The sequence below is a fragment of the Mycobacterium sp. 3519A genome (genome assembly GCF_900240945.1).
Taxonomy (GTDB): domain Bacteria; phylum Actinomycetota; class Actinomycetes; order Mycobacteriales; family Mycobacteriaceae; genus Mycobacterium.
In genome coordinates this window covers 2,179,004-2,196,199 of sequence record NZ_OESG01000013.1, presented here as the reverse complement: position 1 = coordinate 2,196,199, position 17,196 = coordinate 2,179,004, and the positions used below count along the sequence as shown (strand labels likewise).

The window sequence follows — 17,196 nt, the reverse complement described above, 5'->3', positions numbered from 1 at the left end:
GCGGATAGATCTAACCAACGCGAACTTCCGAACGAGGAGCAATGTGTTATCCAGTGCAGTGCCCGGTGTGCGGGAAGACCGGCTGGAATGGATGCGGTCAACACGTCGACAGTGTGATGAGCGCGGTGCCGCCGCAGCAGCGATGCACCTGTTCACGGCCCGCCGGTGCTAATGAGCGTGCTCGTGCAGAACAGCGAGGCGATCCCGAAACTCCATTTCGCTGATCTCACCGCGAGCGAACCGCGCGGCCAGGATCTGTTCGGGAGAGCTGGGCGACGGTGGAGACGGCCTGGTCGTCCGCCCAACGGTCAGATACATGACCAGAGCGACGATGCCCGCCACGATGAGCACCCAGAACAGCACCATTGAAATGCCCATTCCGGCGGCACCCCACCAACTCATGTCGTGGTCGTACCAGAACATCATGATCTTCCTTTTCTCGCGTTCTCACTACAGCGTCATCGTGGTCGCCGCATCCACGGTCCGACAGAGGCGAAAGACCTGCCGCACGTCATCACCTGCTCGGGACCACTGACATCCGACGCAGGGACCAACGACCCTGCTCGACGGAGCTGCCACCTCCTAGCTTCGACATCGTCACTGGCGCTAGCCGATGCCCGATGGGGAGGACACACCATGGACTGGCCGACTGCTGCTGTGCTGATCGCGACGATCGTCGCGTTGATGATCGTGCTGACCACCTACCTCACGGTCCGCAATTCCAAGAAGTGATTGACACCGACTGATTCTCGACAAAGGAACACGAAATGACAGCACAGGCCACGAAATACGGAATCTTGGTCGCAGTCGACGGATCGCCCGAATCGGACGCCGCCGTCCGATGGGCGGCGCAGGAAGCCGAACTCCGCGATATGCGCGTCACGTTGGCTCATGTAGTTGTTCCGGTCGTGACCAGCTGGCCGGTTCGCTCGCTGCAAGCCGAGTTCAACGAATGGCAGGAGGACAACGCGCGCCAGATCCTCGAACAAGGACAGAAGATGCTGCAAACCGCTCGCGGTGAATCGAAGTCGCCGGAAGTTCGCACCGAGATTTTGCACGACTACGCGGTGCCCGCACTCGTCCACGCCACGAAGACGGCGGAGATGATCGTCGTGGGTAGCCGCGGCCTGGGAGCGTTCGGGCGAGCGGTGTTGGGTTCGGTGAGCAGCGGCGTGGTTCATCATGCGCGGTGCCCTGTGGTGATCGTCCATCTCGACGAAGCGCAGTCGGCCGACCACACATCACCGGTCCTGCTCGGTATCGACGGGTCACCGGCGTCGGAGAAGGCCACCGCGTTCGCGTTCGAGGAGGCGTCGAGACGGCGTGTCGAATTGGTGGCCCTGCACGCCTGGAGCGACGTCGGCGTCTTTCCTGTGCTGGGAATGGACTGGCACCAATACGAGGACGAGGGCCACGAGATACTCGCCGAACGCCTGGCCGGCTGGCAGGAACAGTATCCGGACGTGACCGTACGGCGGCGCATCGTGTGCGATCGACCCGCTCGCTGGCTGGTCGAAGAGTCCCAACAAGCCCAATTAGTCGTCGTCGGAAGTCGCGGTCGCGGCGGATTCCCAGGCCTTCTGCTCGGTTCTGTCAGCTCTACGGTGGCCCAGTCAGCGAAGGCCCCCGTGGTCGTGGTCCGCAGCGAGTAAGGACACGAGCTGATGGCGAAATGTCCTAATGGGCACAGGAACCCGAAGAATCAAGAGCTGTGCGCAGTTTGCGACGCGCTGATGGTCGATGCCGAGCGGCGTCCCTTGTCAACGCGCATATGGTTGGCGATCATCGCGGCCAGTATCGTCGCCGCAGTCGTCTTGGCGACCGTCCTCGGGGTCCTCGTCACAAACCGCTCTGATACTGAGATTGCCGCGACGCCAACGACTACCGAAGTCGCGAAAGTACAGCAATGGTGGTCGGGGGCGCGAGAACACTTCGATGCACTCCAGGGTGCCGTGGACGACACGCGAGAGGGAATCAAGCGCATCGACGAGGCTGCGCTGGAGAAGTCCTGTCAGCAGCTACATGACGCCGGGATCGTCGCCCTGCGCGCGCATATGCCGACGCCAGACCCCGACCTCACCGCTGAAATCGACGCGGCCATCAACGACGCACACGAGGCCGCACACATGTGTCTCGCGGCGGCGAGTGGCTCACTGAACAGCTACGTCGGCGAGTTCTCCGCCGGTCTTGATCAAGTGGACCTACACCTGAGAGCCGCTCGCGACATCATCAACAAGAGCTTCCTCACCGCCTAGCTGTACCCGGACAGTAGGTTGGTCACAGTCGGCTGATGGGTGGTAGGCCACCGAGTGCACTGTGGCGGCGTTGAGTGTTGTAGTAGTTGAGCCAGGGTGCAAGGGCTGCGGCGCGTTGGGCGTTGGTGGCGAAGGTCTGTCGGTAGGCCCATTCGGTCTGCAAGGTGCGGTTGAGGCGCTCTACCTTGCCGTTTTGCCAGGGGCAGTGCGGTTTGATGAAGACCTGATGGGCGCCGATCTCTGCACAGACTTCGCGCAGTGAGTAGCGGTAGGCCCACGCGTTGTCGGTCATCACCCGCTCGATGGTGGTGATGCCGTGGCTGNCTAGCTGTACCCGGACAGTAGGTTGGTCACAGTCGGCTGATGGGTGGTAGGCCACCGAGTGCACTGTGGCGGCGTTGAGTGTTGTAGTAGTTGAGCCAGGGTGCAAGGGCTGCGGCGCGTTGGGCGTTGGTGGCGAAGGTCTGTCGGTAGGCCCATTCGGTCTGCAAGGTGCGGTTGAGGCGCTCTACCTTGCCGTTTTGCCAGGGGCAGTGCGGTTTGATGAAGACCTGATGGGCGCCGATCTCTGCACAGACTTCGCGCAGTGAGTAGCGGTAGGCCCACGCGTTGTCGGTCATCACCCGCTCGATGGTGGTGATGCCGTGGCTGGAAAAGTTGGCTGCCGCGCGTCGCAGGAAGCCTGCGCAGGTGGCGCCTTTTTCGTCGGGCAAGATCTCGGAGTAGGCGAGCCGGGAATGATCATCGACAAGTGAGTGAACGAAGTCGAATCCGTTGCCATGCTTGCGTTCTCGATCCGGAGCGCGTCCTCGCCCATACGCTCGCCATCCACCGCCGTCGGGGATGCGGCCAAGTTTCTTGACATCCATGTGCACCAGTTCGCCTGGCCGGTCCCGTTCGTATCGAATGGCAGTGGACTTCGAGGCGCGGATTACCTGACCGGTCATCGGGTCGCAGTCACGCAAGTAGGGCACATGGCGCCGGTTCAGTACGCGCGACACCGTGCGGGCGCACACCCCGAGCTTGGCGCCGATTTCGTCCGGACCGCAGCGGTGGCGCCGGCGCCAGGCCACGATCTGGTTCTCAACGCCACGTGGCGTGCGGGTCGGGGTCGTGTGCGGCCGCGATGACCGGTCAGCAAGCCCGGCTTCGCCCTCGGACTCAAACCGGCTTATCCAGGTGTGCACGCACTTGCGTGACACTCCCATCGCTTTGGCGATATGGGCCTTAGCCCAGCCTGATTGATAGCGGCGCACCATCAGCAGGCGGCCATGAAACGTAGTACGGGCATTACGGTGGGACACGAGAACCTCCGGACGGTGGTGGACCTAGACAAGCCACACCCCACCCGGGGGTTCTCCTCACATCAAGCCGACACGCCTGCTACGAACGTCCGGTCCGGGTACACCTAGCCGCGCACGACCACCACGGACGACTGGGCGTGCCGATAGACCGGATGACCGTGCGGCCCAACGATTCGCGCCACTTCGTCGGCGTCCGAGCCGCCGATGACGACGAGCTGCACGCGCTCGAGATTGTCCTCGAGAAAGCCAGCGATGTCCTCCTCGGTGGCAACCGGGTAGACATGAACGTCGGGGTTGCGACGCCTCAGCATTTCGACTCGGCGCTCCAACGCATGGTCCAGATGCTGCAATTCCGTCCCGATGGCGAGCACGGGTGCTTTCCGCAGCGCCCCCTCACCCATCGCGAAGTCAGCGACGGCCCCGTTGTCGGGATCATCGTTCAATGCGACCACCACCCAGTTGATGTCGGCTCGGGGTTGCTCATCACTGGCACGAATCACCGCTGTAGTGCAACGCGCCTTCTCCGCGACGTCAGCCACAGTGGAGCCCAGCAATGCCCGTGCATAGCTGCCGATTCCCGTGCTGCCTACGCAGACCATGTCGGCATCCACTGAGGCGGAGATCAGCTTCACGCTGGGAAGCCCTGATTCGATGACGGTTTCGATTTTGACCGGCTTGCCGATGGCCTCCACTGCTGATTGTGCTGCGCGAAGCGCGGTTTCAGCCGACTCCAGATCCAGTTGATACGCCTCCATCGAAGGATGGTTGGCCTTCATCACGTAAATCAACCGCACCGGTCCGTTGCGGTTGATGGCTTCATCGGTCGCCCACTCCGCAGCCTTGATGGCCGCCTCAGAACCGTCGATGCCGACCACGATTGGCTTGCTTGTCATGGCTATCTCTACTCGCCCTTATCGTTGGCGCGCGACGATGACGGGAGTGCGGGCCGCCTGCGCCACCGCCGAACTAACCGATCCCAGTACCATTCCGGCAAATCCGCCGCGTCCGTGACTGCCGAGGACAACGAGCTGAGCCGACTCTGATTCCTCGAGGAGCCTGCGGGCGGCCTGGTCCCATACCACGACCCGATGGACACTGACGTCGGGATAGCGCTCTTGCCAGCCCGCGAGACGCTCGGCAAGGATTTCATCCGCCGCCTTTTCGCGGGCGGACCATTCAAGGCTCGGCACACTGGAGACTTCGGCGTCACTCCACGCATGCAGTGCGATCAGGTCGACGCCGCGCCGCGACGCCTCGTCGAAGGCGACATCGGTGGCCAGGTCTGAAGCCGGGGATCCGTCGATGCCGACGAGGACGGGTAAACGCTCCGACTTCAGCTCCGATGGCACCTCGTTGTGGACGACCGCGACTGGGCAGCGCGCGTGGTGCATCAAGCCGCTGCTCACGGAGCCGAGCAGGCCGCGCCGAAGCGCACCACGTCCCCGACAACCGACCACCACGAGGTGCGCATCCTTGGAGAGGTCAACGAGCGTCGGCACCGGCGCGGAGTGCACCAGTTCCGTGGCGACCGCCCTCGGCTCAAGGTCCGGGGCCGCGTCTTGGACGATGCGCATCGCTTTGTCGAGTACCTCTCGGCCCCATTGTCCTTGCAGCTCGTCCAGCTCAGCGGCGGTGCGCGCTGACGCCGGCCACACCATCGCAGGAGACATGGCCTCTGGCGGGGCGGGCGCGGCGTGGACGAGCAGAAGCGAGATATTTCGCATCGCTGCCTCCCGCGCTGCCCAACGTACGGCCGCAACGGATGAGGGGGACCCGTCCACTCCGACCACGAGTCCTGTGTGCGCAAGTTCTTCAGGCATTTCGACCACCTCCTAAGCCGGTGACGTTAAGACGCTGTCGCACCGGCAACCAGGAGGCGTTGGTCCTTGAAACCGCGCCATTGGGCCTTCCCGTTGCCAGGATTTGACCAGTCAAATACCTGGCTTCGAAATTGCTCACAGCCCCATGCAAAGGGCTGCGCGACCCGTAGGCTTAAGCGGCCAAGGAAATTCATTGACGCATTCCGATAGCAGTGCGCGCGAGTTGCAGCTTCGCGCCGAAACGGTCGGTGACACGAACATCCTCGTGTCGCCGGTCGGGGTGTTGGACTCCCGTTCGTATCTGACTCTGCGCGCGGCCTTGCTCAAGGCGGCGGCCGAGCAACCGCGGGCTGTGCTCGTCAACGTCGACCGGCTCGTCGTTCCGGTCGCATCCGCATGGTCGGTCCTCACCAGCGCGCAATGGCTGGTCGATGACTGGCCGGGGGTGAGGATCTGCGTACTCAGCACAATCCCGGACGTGCGCCGCGTTCTGCACCACAACGGAATTGCCCGCTACCTCGGTATCTTTTCTTCTGTGCAGGCCGCTGTGGACGCAATGGCGACCGGTGCGGAGGCACCACACGCTCACCGATTGAGGGTTTCGCAGGAATTGCCGCGACACACCGCAAGTCAAGGACTGGCCAGGGACCTGGTCCGCCGATCGCTCACACGGTGGGGCCACCCTGAGTACATCGAAGCCGCCGAAACCATTGCGACGGAACTCGTACGCAACGTTCTCGCGCACACCCGAAGCGCCCCGCGGATACGCCTCGAGTGCGCCGCCGGCCAGTTCACCATCGCGGTAGCCGACAGGAGCACTCGTCCCGCAGTGCGACATGAACCGGTCGAAGGCACCAATGCCTTCACGGGCCTGGGCGTGGTTTCGGAGTTGTCGAACGCATGGGGCAGCCATCCCACGAACGACGGCAAGGTGGTATGGGCGGTCATCGGAACGCGGAACTCTGGCCGCCTTCGGAAAACTTGACGCCCCTTCTCGACAGACGCGGTCCATCGGCCGCCGGTCCGGGGCCGAATGACCCTACGAGCCAAACGGGCCATGCCGTACCTTGGCGAGCGGGGAGGATACGAGATGAGCACGAATGCCGACACGTTGTCCCGCCGTGCGATCGACATGGCGATCGGGGTATTGATGGGCTTGCGTCATTGCACAGAGCGCCAAGCCTTCGACGAGATTGCTTGCGCGGTGAACCAAACCGGGATGAGTCTCGGCCAGGTATGTCGAGAGTTGGTTGAATTGGCAAGCGGGCTGCGCGAGTCCGCGACAAGTGACTCCCCGATCATCGCGATCTGGGGAGAACTGATCCGCGGATGCGCCGCGCAATCGGACTACGACGCCAACTGCCGCAGACGCGCCACGCCCTCTTCAATACCGCGGGCAAGCTCATCGACGTCCGGTGCGGTGTCATAGTCCGCGGTGATTCCGAACACGAGTTCGTCGCCATAGCTGACAATTGCTATTCCCGTCCGTAGCTGCAGGGCAATGGGGGGAACCGGCAGCACGCACAATACTTCCCGGCCCATGATTCGTAAGCGCCGGCGTGGGCCCGGCACGTTGGTCGCCAACGCCACGACACCTCGTTGGGGCAAGCGGGTCAACGCGCGAACCGCCCAGGCGGTCAACGGGAACGGCATGACATTGACGGCCGCGACGAAGACCCCACCGGCTTGACGCTGGCCGCTGGACTTTGTTCTCGTCAGCCTGCGATGTACCGCACCTAGCTGCTCTTCCGGGTCTTCTTTGTCGACTGGAAGAAACGGAAGCATTATCGACACCCGGTTATCGGCCACATCTTTGGCATCGTTTGACCGCATGGATACCGGAACGAGTGTGCGAAGCGAGTTGCGACGCGGCTGCTCGCCCCTTCGCACCAGCGCGGACCTGTAGCTGGCCGTGATCGCCGCCAAGGCAACATCGTTGAGTGTTACGCCGAACTTGTGCCGTATCTCGGCGACATCGTTGAGGCTCACGTGCGCCGCACTGTAGCGCCGCATCGTCGTCACCGGACCAGCCAGCGACGACGGTGCGGCAGGACGTATCAAGCCTGCGGTGAGTTCGACTGCACCTTCGATCGCCAGCACCGCCGCGCCGGTGGCACTCGTCGCGAAACGCCACAATCCGTTCGCCCAGTCCAGCGGATTAAGGCTCAACGATGGCAGATTGAACGGCTTGGTCTCGTCTTCATTCGCCGCGCGAATCTCGGTGGCGAACGTATCGCCTTCACCCGAATCGCTCAATCCGGAGAGTATGTGCATCGTCGCGATGCCGTCGGCGATGCAATGGTGGATCTTCATCAACATCGCCCACCGGCCGTCGGCAAGCCCTTCGACGAGCCAGCATTCCCATAGCGGTCGTTCTCGATCCAACCGACGCTCCATCACGTCCGCGATGAAGCGGAACAATGTCTTGTCGTCACCGGGCTGTGGAAGGGCAGCGCGGTGGATATGGTGCGAAAAATCGATATTCGGATCGGTCACCCACTCAGGAGAGCCGAGATCGAGAAGATGCGTGCGGAGCACCTGGCTGAACCGGGGCACCTTGAGGACCCGCTCGGCAATGGCCGCCGTCAGCTTTTGGTAGTCGGGCATCGGTCCCTCGATGATCGACACCCCGCCCACCGCCAGGCTGATATGTCGGTCTGAGTCCTCTGCCTCGAGGAATCCGGCGTCGAGGGTCGAAAGATGCTCCATGACAACACTGTGCGGCAGTGGTGACGGTACCGGCAGAGCCTAAGGTCCCCAGCTCTGAGGACCGTCGCCCAGCGGCAGTCGGACCCGGCTATCCGTCATGTCCTTCTGATGAGCGACAGATCATCACCGGAATCGTCGAGTGGTGGAGCAGATTGAGTCCAGTGGAGCCCAGCAAGGCGCTGCTCAGCAGGCCTCTGCCCCGGCTGCCCACGACGATCAACTGTGCCGCCTTCGCACGTCTGAGCAGCGCCCTGCTCGGGCCGTCCAGATCCACGATCTGAGTCACGGCAACGTCGGGATAGAGCTTTATCAACGGGGCAATGCTGTCGGAAAGATGCTGTCGCTCATCATCTTCCAGCTGTTTCCAGTCGATCAGGAACGGAATCGAGACGTCGCCGGCCGGTCGTCGTGTCGACCATGTATGAACCGCGATGATCCCGACGCCGAGGCGATGCGCGAACTCGAACGCCGCCGTGACGGCGACTCGACTGTCGTGATCGTGGTCGATACCCAGCACGATGGGTTGACTTGTCGGAGCCGACACCTCGCCGCGCCACGCGACCACTGGACATGTCGAATGTGTAGCCACTGACAACGTGGTAGAACCGACCATGATCGCCGTGCCGAGTGAGATTTCGTCGCTGCCGAGCACAATGAGCCTCGCGGTCCTGCTCAGTTCGGTCAGCGCCTCGTCGGCGTGTCTTTCGACCTCGCTGGTGATGATCTGCAGGTTGTCGTGGTCGGCTTCGGCCGCGTGTTTGGCAGACTTGAGAATCGCTGTGGCTGACTCGTGTTCGGCTTCCATATCGGCCGCCCGGAGATATGCGCCGGCATCGGAGAGGTTGTGCTCGACCGGCGCCCTGGCATGGACAATATGCAGTGCAGCATCGAGTTTCACCGCAACCGCGGCCGCCCATCGCGCCGCTCCGATCGCCGTGTAGCTACCGTCGACGCCGACCACAACCTGGTTCTCCGCAGTGCGACTGCCGTCGCCTTCGTCACCATGCGACATGACGTTGCGCCTCTGCGACGGATTCAGACAGCGGTCGACTGGTATCGATGTGGATACCCTCAGAGGCCGCCGTTTCGGGGTCGACCAGCGCGACGGCGATCTGCGGCGTCGCGTCCGAGGTGGAGGTTGGCCGCTTCTCGATCCTTTCCGAAGCCACCGATGTCGGTACCGAACACGTGAATTCTGATATCGATGCCGCCATTGCCCGGGCTAGTTCACGCGCCCGGTCACGTTGGCGCGAGTCGCGCCAAGTACCGTCGAGAATCGTCGATCTTCCGTTGGCAAGCGACTGTCGCGCTCGCCGCAACACTTCGTCATAAACGATCGCGACATTCTCGGGTGTGTACAAACCGTCGTGGAGGGTGCCTGCTTGTCCGCTGATGACACCGGAATGCTGCAGTTCGCGTCGAACGTCGTCAGTCGAAATGACCTCGGCATCAATGCATTCGGCCAATCCATGAGACAAAGTCGTCTTTCCGGTCCCTGGCCCCCCGCCAATCAGGATGAGGCGTACGGTCGCTGCTCTCATGCGGTCAAGTGCAATGTCGATGTGCCGGAGAGCATCGCTGCGTGCGTCCGGATTTCCCTGTGCCACCCGAATACAGTCCACCTTCGCCCGAACCACGGCGCGGTAGGCGATATAGAAATTTCGCAGTGTGCCGGGCACGTGGTCGTCCGCGCGCCGAGCGTACTCGTCGAGGAAGTAGTCACCAAGCTCTTTTCGCCCCAAGAACTCCAGATCCATCGCCAGGAAAGCGGCGTCGTCGACGCCGTCGACGTAACGCAGGCGATCGTCGAACTCCAAACAGTCGAGCAGGGCCGGTCCGTCGGGCATGCAGAAGACGTCGTCTGCCAACAGATCCGCGTGCCCGTCGACGACGCGGCGGTCTGCAATTCGATGCTCGAACAGCGACACCCGTCCCGAAACGAACTGGGTGGCTAACCGGGCTACTTCCGAGACCTGTTCTGCTGGAACGATATCGGCAGCGTGCCGCTGCAACTCGACCAGATTCTGCTGCCACCGCGCCGACACTGCACGCGCGGTACCTTCGGCGTTGACCGCGGGACCCCGCGTTGCATGTTCGTGGAAGCGGGCCAGCATCTCGGCAATGACGCAGAGGTGGTGATGCACCGGCTGGCCGTTGGTGACCAGCGTTGCCAGCCGCGCGTCGTCGGGATAGCGGCGCATCACGACGACGGGCTCGGCCGCTTCATCGCCCAAGCCGTGGAAGTGTGCGATGCCCAGATAGCTGTCCGGGGCCAGGCGCCGATTGAGAGCCACTTCCTTCGCACACGCGTGTTCGCGGGCGGCGGACGTGCTGAAGTCGAGGAAGTCGGTCACTACGGCCTTCTTGGCCTTGTAGACCTTGTCACCGACGAGAAACACGAGTCCGGTGTGGGTCTCGCGCACCTGGGCGTCGAGGCCGCCCGCCGTGGCGACGGCCTGATCCGAAGCGCTCACTGTCGCCGGCATGTGGCCAAGCCTGCCAACCGGGGTGACGCATACCAAGGGTCCGAAGACCTCGCCCTCGGGACCATTGGCCCTGGTTTGCGGATCGCCGAAGACCGAGAGTGAGGGCAGTACAGAAAGCGGAGGTCCTGATGCCTGCCACGATGGTTGACACCGAGATCATCAGAAAAGCCGTCCGGCTGGCGTGCCGCGCACCGTCGCTTCACAACAGTCAACCGTGGCGGTGGGTGCTCGAGGGAACCGCCCTGCATCTCTTCGCCGATCCATACCGGGTCCCCCGGGCCACCGATGCCTCGGGCCGGGAGACGTTGATGGCCTGTGGCGCCGTCCTCGACCACCTTCGGGTGGCCATGGCCGCCGCGGGTTTCGTCGCGCATGTCGAACGATTTCCCAACCCCAACAACCTCTTGCACGTGGCGTCCATCGAGTTCACCCCACTTGAATACGTCACCGACGGACACCGTCAGCGCGCGAACGCGATTCTGCTGCGGCGCACCGATCGACTTCCGTTTGCACCACCGCCGGACTGGGACACCTTCGAACCGGCGCTGCACGACACCGTCCGCTCGGACCGCGTACGAATCGACGTGATTCCCGACGACCGCCGTTCGGAACTCGCGGAGGCGTCGCAGCTCACGGAGTCATTGCGCCTGTACGACTCGTCGTATCACGCCGAACTCGAATGGTGGACAGCGGGATTCGCCCTGTCCGAAGGTATCCCCCGCAGTTCGCTGGTATCGGCGGCCGAAAGCGACCGCGTCGACGTCGGCCGCTCGTTCCCCGTAACGCATCACCGCGAGCGGCGACCGGAGGTCGACGAAGACCACGCGAAGGTCGCAGCGTTGTCGACGTACGACAACACGCCGCACAGCGTGCTCGAGTGCGGTGAGATGCTCTCCGCCGTGCTGCTCGACGCCGCCATGGTAGGCCTGGCCACCTGCACACTCACCCACATCACCGAGGTGCCGGCAAGCCGAGACATCGTCGCGGAACTCATCGGTCACAGTACGCAGGACATCACGCCCCAGGTCCTGATCCGCATCGGCCGGGCCCCGTCCATCGAAGACGTGCCACCACCGACCCCGCGACGACCTGTCGACGAGGTATTCGAGGTGCGCACCGCGGACTGACGGCCGCGGACAAGGGACTTTCGCCTCTCTGCGTTCGGACACAACGTCGATAGCGTCAGAACCATGCAAGACGAGAGCTCACCGTCGCGTGCCGTCGTCGTCGGCATCGACGGTTCACGGCAGGCGGTCGACGCCGCGCTCTGGGCGGTGGACGAGGCGGTCAGCCGGGATATCCCGCTACGGCTCGTGTACGCCATCGACCCAGCCTCTACCGGTGCCGACACCCAGGACGCGGCACGTGAGCTCGCCACGGCCGAAGTAGCCGTGCGGCAAGCGTTCACGGCGGTCGAGTCGACCGACAAGCCGGTCAAAATCGAAGTCGAGATATTGCAGGACCAGCCGACGCGCGCGCTGCGCCGCGCATCGCGTCGGGCCGCCATGGTGTGCGTCGGTTCGATGGGGTTCACCAGCACCGCGGTGGGGTCGACCGCATCGGCGCTAGCGGCGTCCGCGCACTGCCCTGTCGCCGTCGTCGCGAATCACGATCCACACTGCGGCGGACAGCAGTGGGTGGTGGCCGAGGTCGACGACTCGGAAGCCAGTGATGGTGTGCTGCGGCGGGCGCTCGAGGAAGCGCAACTCCGCCGCGCCCCGCTACGGGTGTTGACTACCTGGCAATCACGCTTCACCGACGTGCGCGACGGCGATGCTGTCGTCAAGAACAGCAGGCTCGCGCGGGCACAGCTCGACCGACGTCTCGCGCATTGGCGGAAGCGCTATCCCAAGCTCGACGTACGTACGACGGCGGTCCACGGAAACACATTGGGTTACCTGGCCAAGAACGCAAACTCGATCCAGCTGCTGGTGGTGGGGCGTGAACGCCCGCACGGCGTTTCCGCGCTGTTGAGTCCGCCAGGCCATGCGGCACTGAACGAGGCTCAGTGTTCCGTGCTGATCTGCGAAAGGCAGCACGTATTGTGAGCGGTACCTTTCCGGTTCCGGGAACAACTACGGAGGGCCGTTGCGTGGTCAAAGTCTTCCTCGTTGACGATCACGAGGTGGTGCGGCGTGGACTCGTCGACCTCCTGGAAGAAGATTCCGAACTCGAGGTAGTCGGCGAAGCCGGCTCGGTCAGCCAGGCGCTCGCCCGTATCCCAGCGCTTCAGCCAGATGTCGCGGTGTTGGATGTGAGGTTGCCCGACGGCAACGGCATCGAACTGTGCAGAGACCTGCTGTCGCGGATGCCGAATCTGCGCTGTCTGATGTTGACGTCGTTCACCTCCGACGAGGCCATGCTCGACGCGATCTTGGCCGGCGCAAGCGGATACGTGGTGAAGGACATCAAGGGCATGGAACTCGCCCGGGCCATCAAAGAGGTCGGCGCGGGCCGGTCGCTGCTCGACAACCGAGCTGCCGCGGCGCTGATGGCCAAACTTCGTGGAGCCGCTGAACATTCCGATCCGCTGTCGGGTCTCAGCGAACAGGAACGCGTCCTGCTTGACCTGCTCGGCGAGGGCCTGACCAACAAGCAGATCGCGGCGAGGATGTTCCTCGCCGAGAAAACAGTCAAGAATTACGTTTCCCGGCTGTTGGCGAAGCTCGGTATGGAACGGCGGACGCAGGCCGCGGTGTTCATCTCCAAGTTGGAGAAATCGCACCGCCAGCCTGAGCAGTGACCGTCACGACGGACGCGCGACGATCACCGGCATGCGGGCCGATTCGGCAACCGCCGCGCCGACCGAACCCAGCAACATTCCGGCGAACCCGCCGCGGCCGTGGCTCCCGACGACCGTCAGTTGCGCTGACTCTGAATACTTCAGGAGCTCATGCGCCGGTCGAGCCATGACGACGACGCGTCGGACAGCCACGTCGGGATAGCGCTCCTGCCACCCGGCCAACGCTTCTGCCAACGCCTCTTCAGCTCGCTTCTCCAGATCAGACCACTGGAGACCCGGAAATTCATCGACCGCGGCGTCACTCCACGCATGGACCGCCACGAGTTCCACGCCGCGGCGAGCAGCCTCGTCGAACGCGATCGCGGTGGCCTTCTCAGATGCCTGTGAGCCGTCGATTCCCACGACAACGGGCGCCATTGCGGGAGTAGGCATCAAGGGATCCTCGTCGTGGATCACGGCCACCGGGCAGTGGGAGTGGTGAAGGAGACCCCAGCTCACGGAACCTAGCAAACGTCGCGAGATGGCGCCGAGTCCGCGGCATCCGACGACGACCAGGTCGGCGCCTTTGGACCGCTCGACGAGCGTCGACACGACACCGTCGGTGGTCAGCTCCGTACTGACCTGGATCGGCTGCGAGCCCCTGGTTGCCTCCACCGCCGTTTGGTTTGCAGCGCTGAGAATGTCGTGCCCCTGCCGGTCGAATTGCGTCGCGAGATCGGCGGGCATAGGCAATTCCGGCCACATCCCCAAGGTGGCCCAGGGAATGACATGGATCAGCGTCAGCGGAACCTGGCGTGCCGATGCTTCCCTGGCAGCCCAGTCCACCGCGACGCGGGCGGCCGGTGAACCGTCCACACCGACGACGATTCCGTTGTGAGTCCCGTTCATTGGAGTTTCCTGCGTCATGACGTGTGCCTCCTCGGACCGTCGTTGTCCTGAAATTCGTTGATCTCGCGCTCCCACAGCGCGAATCGCCTGTCATCGAGTCGACGCCGGATCAGATGCACTGAGGCCGCGGCCAATTCAACAACGCCGAGCAAAATCAGAAACGAAACCGCGACCGCCTCCGCGGTGGCGCGGCCCGGCGATGACGGCGGACCCACGTAGTCGCCATGGTCGTCGACCCAAATTCTCTGCTTATCACCGATTTCGGCCTTACCCGACCAAGGAACGACACCCTGATGCGGAATTCCAGCGTCAGTCCATGTCGCCTCGGCCACGAATGCGACACTTCGATGGTTCGGAACGACCTGGCCCTCTCCGACCGCGTTCGCCATCACCTGATGCCTGGTCTGCGCCTGCTCGGCATACAGTCGCAAGCGCTCCTCGTGAACCGAAGTACCGACGGCGGCCGCGACCGGTATCGCGACAATCGCGAGTAGGACGGCGAGGACGAGCACGAACGCCTCGATGCGATCGCTGCGGCGCAGCAGTGGGTTACCCCGAACGAGGGCTCGCAGCCACCACGGGCTCAGCGAGCCGATCGTGAAGGTGTCCATGACGTCTCCTCGAGTCACAGATGCGCTGTGTGATATGTCGATCTTGGACCCTCACAGGCACGCAGTTTTAGGGCCCAATGGCCCTCCCGCGGTAGACCGATGTCACCGCAGCGCCACCCAGAGACCAATGGCCCTGGTTCCGCATGGTTCAACGCAATAGCCTCGATACGACAGGCTGCCGGGTGATGAGGGGTGTGGCGTCGGGCTCATGAGCGAACAACGGGTCGACAACGCGTGTACGGCGGAACTTGTTGACGGTTCGGTGATCTCACTGCGCGGGCTGCGACCGGACGATGCAGAGGACGTGGTGAGTCTGTACGAGACATTGACCGACCAGGAGCGCTACTTCCGGTTTTTCGCGATGCACCCGGCGCACCTCGCCGATTGGGCGAAATCGTTGACCGTACCGAGGACTGGCCAGTACTCCCTCGGCGCATTTGGAGCCGGGCATTTATTGGGCGTAGCCAATTATGTTGTCTGCACCTCGACGCCGGATGAAGCCGAAGTGGCCGTGGTGGTGGCCCACGCGCAGCACCTTCGTGGCGTCGGTACGGCGCTGCTGCGTCAACTCGGCCGAATCGCCAAAGACGACGGAATTCGCCAGTTCGTTGCAGAAGTGCTCTGGGAGAACCATCTGATGCTGCAGGTGCTCGCAGACCTCGGGTGGCCATGCACACGGCGCCTCGATGGCTCGGTGTTACACGTCACCGTCGGCCTGACCGCAGAGACGCACTAGCCGAACGCTGAGCCGTCAAGTCGCACAACTGATTCGGCTAAACCACGCCGCGGTGTCGACGGCAACGGATCGGCGTTGACAGGGGCCCAGCCGATCCGCAGCAGCATCTGGGGATATTCGTCGTCGCCGAATACGTCGGCTCGCACCGCTGCGCGGGTTTCGTCGATTTCCAACGGCTCTGTGATCGGGCAGCTGGCCAATCCCAGTGCGGTCGCCGTCAGCAACACCAGGCTGGTGGCTTCGCCTGCGCGCAACCGCGAAAGGTCGTCGTCCTCGGCGGTGCCCAAGGCGATGACCACCGCGTTGTCCTCCGCGGGATCGACGTCGGCGGTCTGCGCCAGTGCGGGACCGGCGAAGGCACGCGCGGGAATCCGCGCAGCCGGGGCGGGTTCCGGGGTGCTTCGCGCGGGAACGCCCGCCGTAGCGCCGTACCTGCCGCTCCAGGCCGCCAGTTCGGCCAGATACTCCTGATCGTTGGCATGGCGGACAGCGGCTTCGGAGACAAGGTCTTTGAGATGGTCGAGCCCCTCGACTCGGCGCAGGGTGACACCCGCGCGCGCCGCCCTGGCGGCCATCAGTGCGATGTCGCCCTGGGGCACGGGCCATGCGCTGTAGTGACGTCTGTCGGTGCGGCGCCGTGGAATGGCCGCGGCCAGAGTCACATCGATCTCGTTGGCCGGGTAGCGGTAGAGCTCGACCGCTGCCAGATGATGCTCGTCGTCGGGATTCGGCAGTCGGTGGACCTTCGACTGCCACCCCAGCGCGGCGAAAGCGACGACGCAGTGGTTCAACGCGGCGCCGCAACTGAGCATCAGGTCTCGGCGGTCAGGGTCGGTGTGTCGCAGCTGCAGGTCCGGGTCGGCGTACAGATGCAGACTCTGGTCCCCCACCCGCCACCGCCACGGCTGCGAGTTGTGCACGGACGGAGCCCGGGCGGCCAGCAAAAGGGCGGACCGGATGGTCTCGACGTCTGGGAAATGTGCGTTCATGGCTCCACAATGGCGACTCACCTTCGCGATGAGCAGAGCACAAAGACCCTGGTGTCGAGGACCACTGAACTCGCCGCCGAGTGCGCGGCCTCGGCTGGATCAGAGGCCAGGCTCCTCGTCGGCCGCGGCCTCCTCGCGCTTCTGCTCAGCGAGTTTGCGGTCCTCGATTGCCGATTCGCGGTGGAAGGCCACCGACTCGTGGTGCACGTCAGCGCGACTGGCACCCTGATCGATGGTTTTGACCTCCACCTGCGAGACGCGTTCATGGAGTTCTGCTGTCTTTTCGAAACTGCGCGCGGCCGATTGAGCGGAGTGGGCGGCGGCGATGCGGGCCTCGTCGGCGGCGCGCACGGCTTCTTCGACGTCGTCTGGGCTGAGGGGCTGGGGCGCGTCGGCGTCGTCGGGTCGCTGGCGTAGCTCGGCGGCGCGGCGTGCCGCGTCAACCGCGCGTGATCCGGGGTCCCTGCTGCGGGGCATCTGCGTCTCCTTTGTCCGAACTACTGTGTTCCCGCTGTTTCCCGACCTAGTCGTGGCGCGTCGAATCCCTCGCGCGGTGAAACGAATCGTAGGAATCGGCGCACTCATCTACCCGCACCACAATCACCCGGGCGATCTTGCCCACCGGGTGATGACAGACACCCGACGCGACGACAGG

General features: G+C 63.8%; 20 protein-coding genes and 1 pseudogene. 9 read left to right on the top strand and 12 right to left on the bottom strand.

The features are described from left to right. Positions 1 to 41: 41 nt before the first annotated feature. Entirely contained in the window at positions 42 to 224 is a 183-nt protein-coding gene (locus tag C1A30_RS36080) for a hypothetical protein (protein ID WP_101949622.1), read from the top strand. On the opposite strand, the gene C1A30_RS18490 is transcribed toward C1A30_RS36080, so the two are convergent. Next, positions 169 to 426 (bottom strand): SHOCT domain-containing protein, encoded by a 258-nt coding sequence (locus C1A30_RS18490; RefSeq protein WP_101949621.1) that lies wholly within the window; start codon positions 424 to 426, stop codon positions 169 to 171. The two genes, C1A30_RS36080 and C1A30_RS18490, sit on opposite strands and share 56 nt — an antisense overlap. 341 nt (positions 427 to 767) lie before the next feature. Between C1A30_RS18490 and C1A30_RS18485 the strand changes: the two genes are divergently transcribed. Further along, entirely contained in the window at positions 768 to 1,652 is an 885-nt protein-coding gene (locus C1A30_RS18485) for a universal stress protein (RefSeq protein WP_101949620.1), read from the top strand. A gap of 81 nt (positions 1,653 to 1,733) precedes the next feature. Continuing rightward, positions 1,734 to 2,255: a hypothetical protein gene (locus tag C1A30_RS18480; RefSeq protein ID WP_101949619.1), complete on the top strand. Its 522-nt coding sequence runs from the start codon at positions 1,734 to 1,736 to the stop codon at positions 2,253 to 2,255. 22 nt (positions 2,256 to 2,277) lie between these two features. Here the strand turns inward: C1A30_RS18480 and C1A30_RS18475 are convergent. The 4 genes and pseudogenes from C1A30_RS18475 to C1A30_RS18460 form a co-directional block, all read right to left on the bottom strand. After that, a pseudogene (locus tag C1A30_RS18475) lies at positions 2,278 to 2,550 on the bottom strand (integrase core domain-containing protein); the annotation flags it as partial. 55 nt (positions 2,551 to 2,605) lie between these two features. Then, entirely contained in the window at positions 2,606 to 3,559 is a 954-nt protein-coding gene (locus C1A30_RS18470; protein ID WP_101949618.1) for an IS481 family transposase, read from the bottom strand. Between the two features lie 104 nt (positions 3,560 to 3,663). Further along, positions 3,664 to 4,452: a universal stress protein gene (locus tag C1A30_RS18465; RefSeq protein ID WP_101949617.1), complete on the bottom strand. Its 789-nt coding sequence runs from the start codon at positions 4,450 to 4,452 to the stop codon at positions 3,664 to 3,666. A gap of 18 nt (positions 4,453 to 4,470) precedes the next feature. Next, on the bottom strand, positions 4,471 to 5,379 hold the full coding sequence (locus C1A30_RS18460) for a universal stress protein (protein WP_101949616.1): 909 nt from the start codon (positions 5,377 to 5,379) through the stop codon (positions 4,471 to 4,473). Between the two features lie 193 nt (positions 5,380 to 5,572). Here C1A30_RS18460 and C1A30_RS18455 point away from each other — a divergent pair, with 193 nt between their 5' ends. After that, positions 5,573 to 6,364, top strand: coding sequence for an ATP-binding protein (locus C1A30_RS18455; protein ID WP_142392623.1), 792 nt, complete (start codon positions 5,573 to 5,575; stop codon positions 6,362 to 6,364). A gap of 48 nt (positions 6,365 to 6,412) precedes the next feature. Then, on the top strand, positions 6,413 to 6,808 hold the full coding sequence (locus tag C1A30_RS18450) for an ANTAR domain-containing protein (protein ID WP_369974136.1): 396 nt from the start codon (positions 6,413 to 6,415) through the stop codon (positions 6,806 to 6,808). Here C1A30_RS18450 and C1A30_RS18445 read toward each other — a convergent pair. The 3 genes from C1A30_RS18445 to C1A30_RS18435 form a co-directional block, all read right to left on the bottom strand. Further along, positions 6,727 to 8,088 carry a wax ester/triacylglycerol synthase family O-acyltransferase gene (locus C1A30_RS18445; protein ID WP_101949614.1) on the bottom strand — a complete coding sequence of 454 codons (1,362 nt, stop codon included), beginning with the start codon at positions 8,086 to 8,088 and terminating at the stop codon, positions 6,727 to 6,729. The genes C1A30_RS18450 and C1A30_RS18445 overlap by 82 nt on opposite strands. Before the next feature lie 88 nt (positions 8,089 to 8,176). Continuing rightward, a complete protein-coding gene (locus C1A30_RS18440; protein WP_101949613.1) occupies positions 8,177 to 9,100 on the bottom strand; it encodes a universal stress protein in 924 nt (307 codons plus the stop codon). Further along, the gene (locus C1A30_RS18435) at positions 9,087 to 10,574 is read right to left on the bottom strand and encodes an AAA family ATPase (RefSeq protein ID WP_101949612.1); all 1,488 of its coding nucleotides are present in this window, start codon (positions 10,572 to 10,574) and stop codon (positions 9,087 to 9,089) included. The genes C1A30_RS18440 and C1A30_RS18435 overlap by 14 nt, the downstream gene beginning before the upstream one ends. A 128-nt stretch (positions 10,575 to 10,702) precedes the next feature. Here C1A30_RS18435 and C1A30_RS18430 point away from each other — a divergent pair, with 128 nt between their 5' ends. The 3 genes from C1A30_RS18430 (at position 10,703) to C1A30_RS18420 (ending at position 13,317) form a co-directional block, all read left to right on the top strand. After that, positions 10,703 to 11,701 (top strand): NAD(P)H nitroreductase, encoded by a 999-nt coding sequence (locus C1A30_RS18430; RefSeq protein ID WP_101949611.1) that lies wholly within the window; start codon positions 10,703 to 10,705, stop codon positions 11,699 to 11,701. Between the two features lie 63 nt (positions 11,702 to 11,764). Beyond that, complete coding sequence (locus C1A30_RS18425; protein WP_101949610.1) at positions 11,765 to 12,622, top strand: universal stress protein; 858 nt, start codon at positions 11,765 to 11,767, stop codon at positions 12,620 to 12,622. A 44-nt stretch (positions 12,623 to 12,666) separates the two neighbouring features. Beyond that, positions 12,667 to 13,317, top strand: coding sequence for a response regulator transcription factor (locus tag C1A30_RS18420; RefSeq protein ID WP_101949609.1), 651 nt, complete (start codon positions 12,667 to 12,669; stop codon positions 13,315 to 13,317). Positions 13,318 to 13,320: 3 nt separating this feature from the next. Here the strand turns inward: C1A30_RS18420 and C1A30_RS18415 are convergent, their stop codons facing one another. Beyond that, a complete protein-coding gene (locus C1A30_RS18415) occupies positions 13,321 to 14,205 on the bottom strand; it encodes a universal stress protein (RefSeq protein WP_235009975.1) in 885 nt (294 codons plus the stop codon). Positions 14,206 to 14,219: 14 nt separating this feature from the next. Then, complete coding sequence (locus tag C1A30_RS18410) at positions 14,220 to 14,816, bottom strand: hypothetical protein (RefSeq protein WP_101949607.1); 597 nt, start codon at positions 14,814 to 14,816, stop codon at positions 14,220 to 14,222. Between the two features lie 208 nt (positions 14,817 to 15,024). On the opposite strand from C1A30_RS18410, the gene C1A30_RS18405 reads away from it, so the two are divergent. Next, complete coding sequence (locus tag C1A30_RS18405) at positions 15,025 to 15,552, top strand: GNAT family N-acetyltransferase (RefSeq protein WP_101949606.1); 528 nt, start codon at positions 15,025 to 15,027, stop codon at positions 15,550 to 15,552. Here C1A30_RS18405 and C1A30_RS18400 read toward each other — a convergent pair. Together C1A30_RS18400 and C1A30_RS18395 are read right to left on the bottom strand one after the other, a co-directional pair. Continuing rightward, positions 15,549 to 16,541, bottom strand: coding sequence for a nitroreductase family protein (locus C1A30_RS18400; RefSeq protein WP_101949605.1), 993 nt, complete (start codon positions 16,539 to 16,541; stop codon positions 15,549 to 15,551). The two genes, C1A30_RS18405 and C1A30_RS18400, sit on opposite strands and share 4 nt — an antisense overlap. A 99-nt stretch (positions 16,542 to 16,640) precedes the next feature. Continuing rightward, positions 16,641 to 17,018 carry a hypothetical protein gene (locus C1A30_RS18395; RefSeq protein WP_235009973.1) on the bottom strand — a complete coding sequence of 126 codons (378 nt, stop codon included), beginning with the start codon at positions 17,016 to 17,018 and terminating at the stop codon, positions 16,641 to 16,643. Positions 17,019 to 17,196 lie beyond the last annotated feature (178 nt).

What these genes read in the sequence shown, in the direction of transcription:
- C1A30_RS36080 (WP_101949622.1), top strand. Translation starts at nt 42, where the DNA reads ATGTGTTATCCAGTGCAGTGCCCGGTGTGCGGGAAGACCGGCTGGAAT.
- C1A30_RS18490 (WP_101949621.1), bottom strand. Translation starts at nt 426, where the DNA reads ATGATGTTCTGGTACGACCACGACATGAGTTGGTGGGGTGCCGCCGGA.
- C1A30_RS18485 (WP_101949620.1), top strand. Translation starts at nt 768, where the DNA reads ATGACAGCACAGGCCACGAAATACGGAATCTTGGTCGCAGTCGACGGA.
- C1A30_RS18480 (WP_101949619.1), top strand. Translation starts at nt 1,734, where the DNA reads ATGGTCGATGCCGAGCGGCGTCCCTTGTCAACGCGCATATGGTTGGCG.
- C1A30_RS18465 (WP_101949617.1), bottom strand. Translation starts at nt 4,452, where the DNA reads ATGACAAGCAAGCCAATCGTGGTCGGCATCGACGGTTCTGAGGCGGCC.
- C1A30_RS18460 (WP_101949616.1), bottom strand. Translation starts at nt 5,379, where the DNA reads ATGCCTGAAGAACTTGCGCACACAGGACTCGTGGTCGGAGTGGACGGG.
- C1A30_RS18450 (WP_369974136.1), top strand. Translation starts at nt 6,413, where the DNA reads ATGACCCTACGAGCCAAACGGGCCATGCCGTACCTTGGCGAGCGGGGA.
- C1A30_RS18445 (WP_101949614.1), bottom strand. Translation starts at nt 8,088, where the DNA reads ATGGAGCATCTTTCGACCCTCGACGCCGGATTCCTCGAGGCAGAGGAC.
- C1A30_RS18440 (WP_101949613.1), bottom strand. Translation starts at nt 9,100, where the DNA reads ATGTCGCATGGTGACGAAGGCGACGGCAGTCGCACTGCGGAGAACCAG.
- C1A30_RS18435 (WP_101949612.1), bottom strand. Translation starts at nt 10,574, where the DNA reads ATGCCGGCGACAGTGAGCGCTTCGGATCAGGCCGTCGCCACGGCGGGC.
- C1A30_RS18430 (WP_101949611.1), top strand. Translation starts at nt 10,703, where the DNA reads ATGCCTGCCACGATGGTTGACACCGAGATCATCAGAAAAGCCGTCCGG.
- C1A30_RS18425 (WP_101949610.1), top strand. Translation starts at nt 11,765, where the DNA reads ATGCAAGACGAGAGCTCACCGTCGCGTGCCGTCGTCGTCGGCATCGAC.
- C1A30_RS18415 (WP_235009975.1), bottom strand. Translation starts at nt 14,205, where the DNA reads ATGAACGGGACTCACAACGGAATCGTCGTCGGTGTGGACGGTTCACCG.
- C1A30_RS18410 (WP_101949607.1), bottom strand. Translation starts at nt 14,816, where the DNA reads ATGGACACCTTCACGATCGGCTCGCTGAGCCCGTGGTGGCTGCGAGCC.
- C1A30_RS18405 (WP_101949606.1), top strand. Translation starts at nt 15,025, where the DNA reads ATGAGCGAACAACGGGTCGACAACGCGTGTACGGCGGAACTTGTTGAC.
- C1A30_RS18400 (WP_101949605.1), bottom strand. Translation starts at nt 16,541, where the DNA reads ATGAACGCACATTTCCCAGACGTCGAGACCATCCGGTCCGCCCTTTTG.
- C1A30_RS18395 (WP_235009973.1), bottom strand. Translation starts at nt 17,018, where the DNA reads ATGCCCCGCAGCAGGGACCCCGGATCACGCGCGGTTGACGCGGCACGC.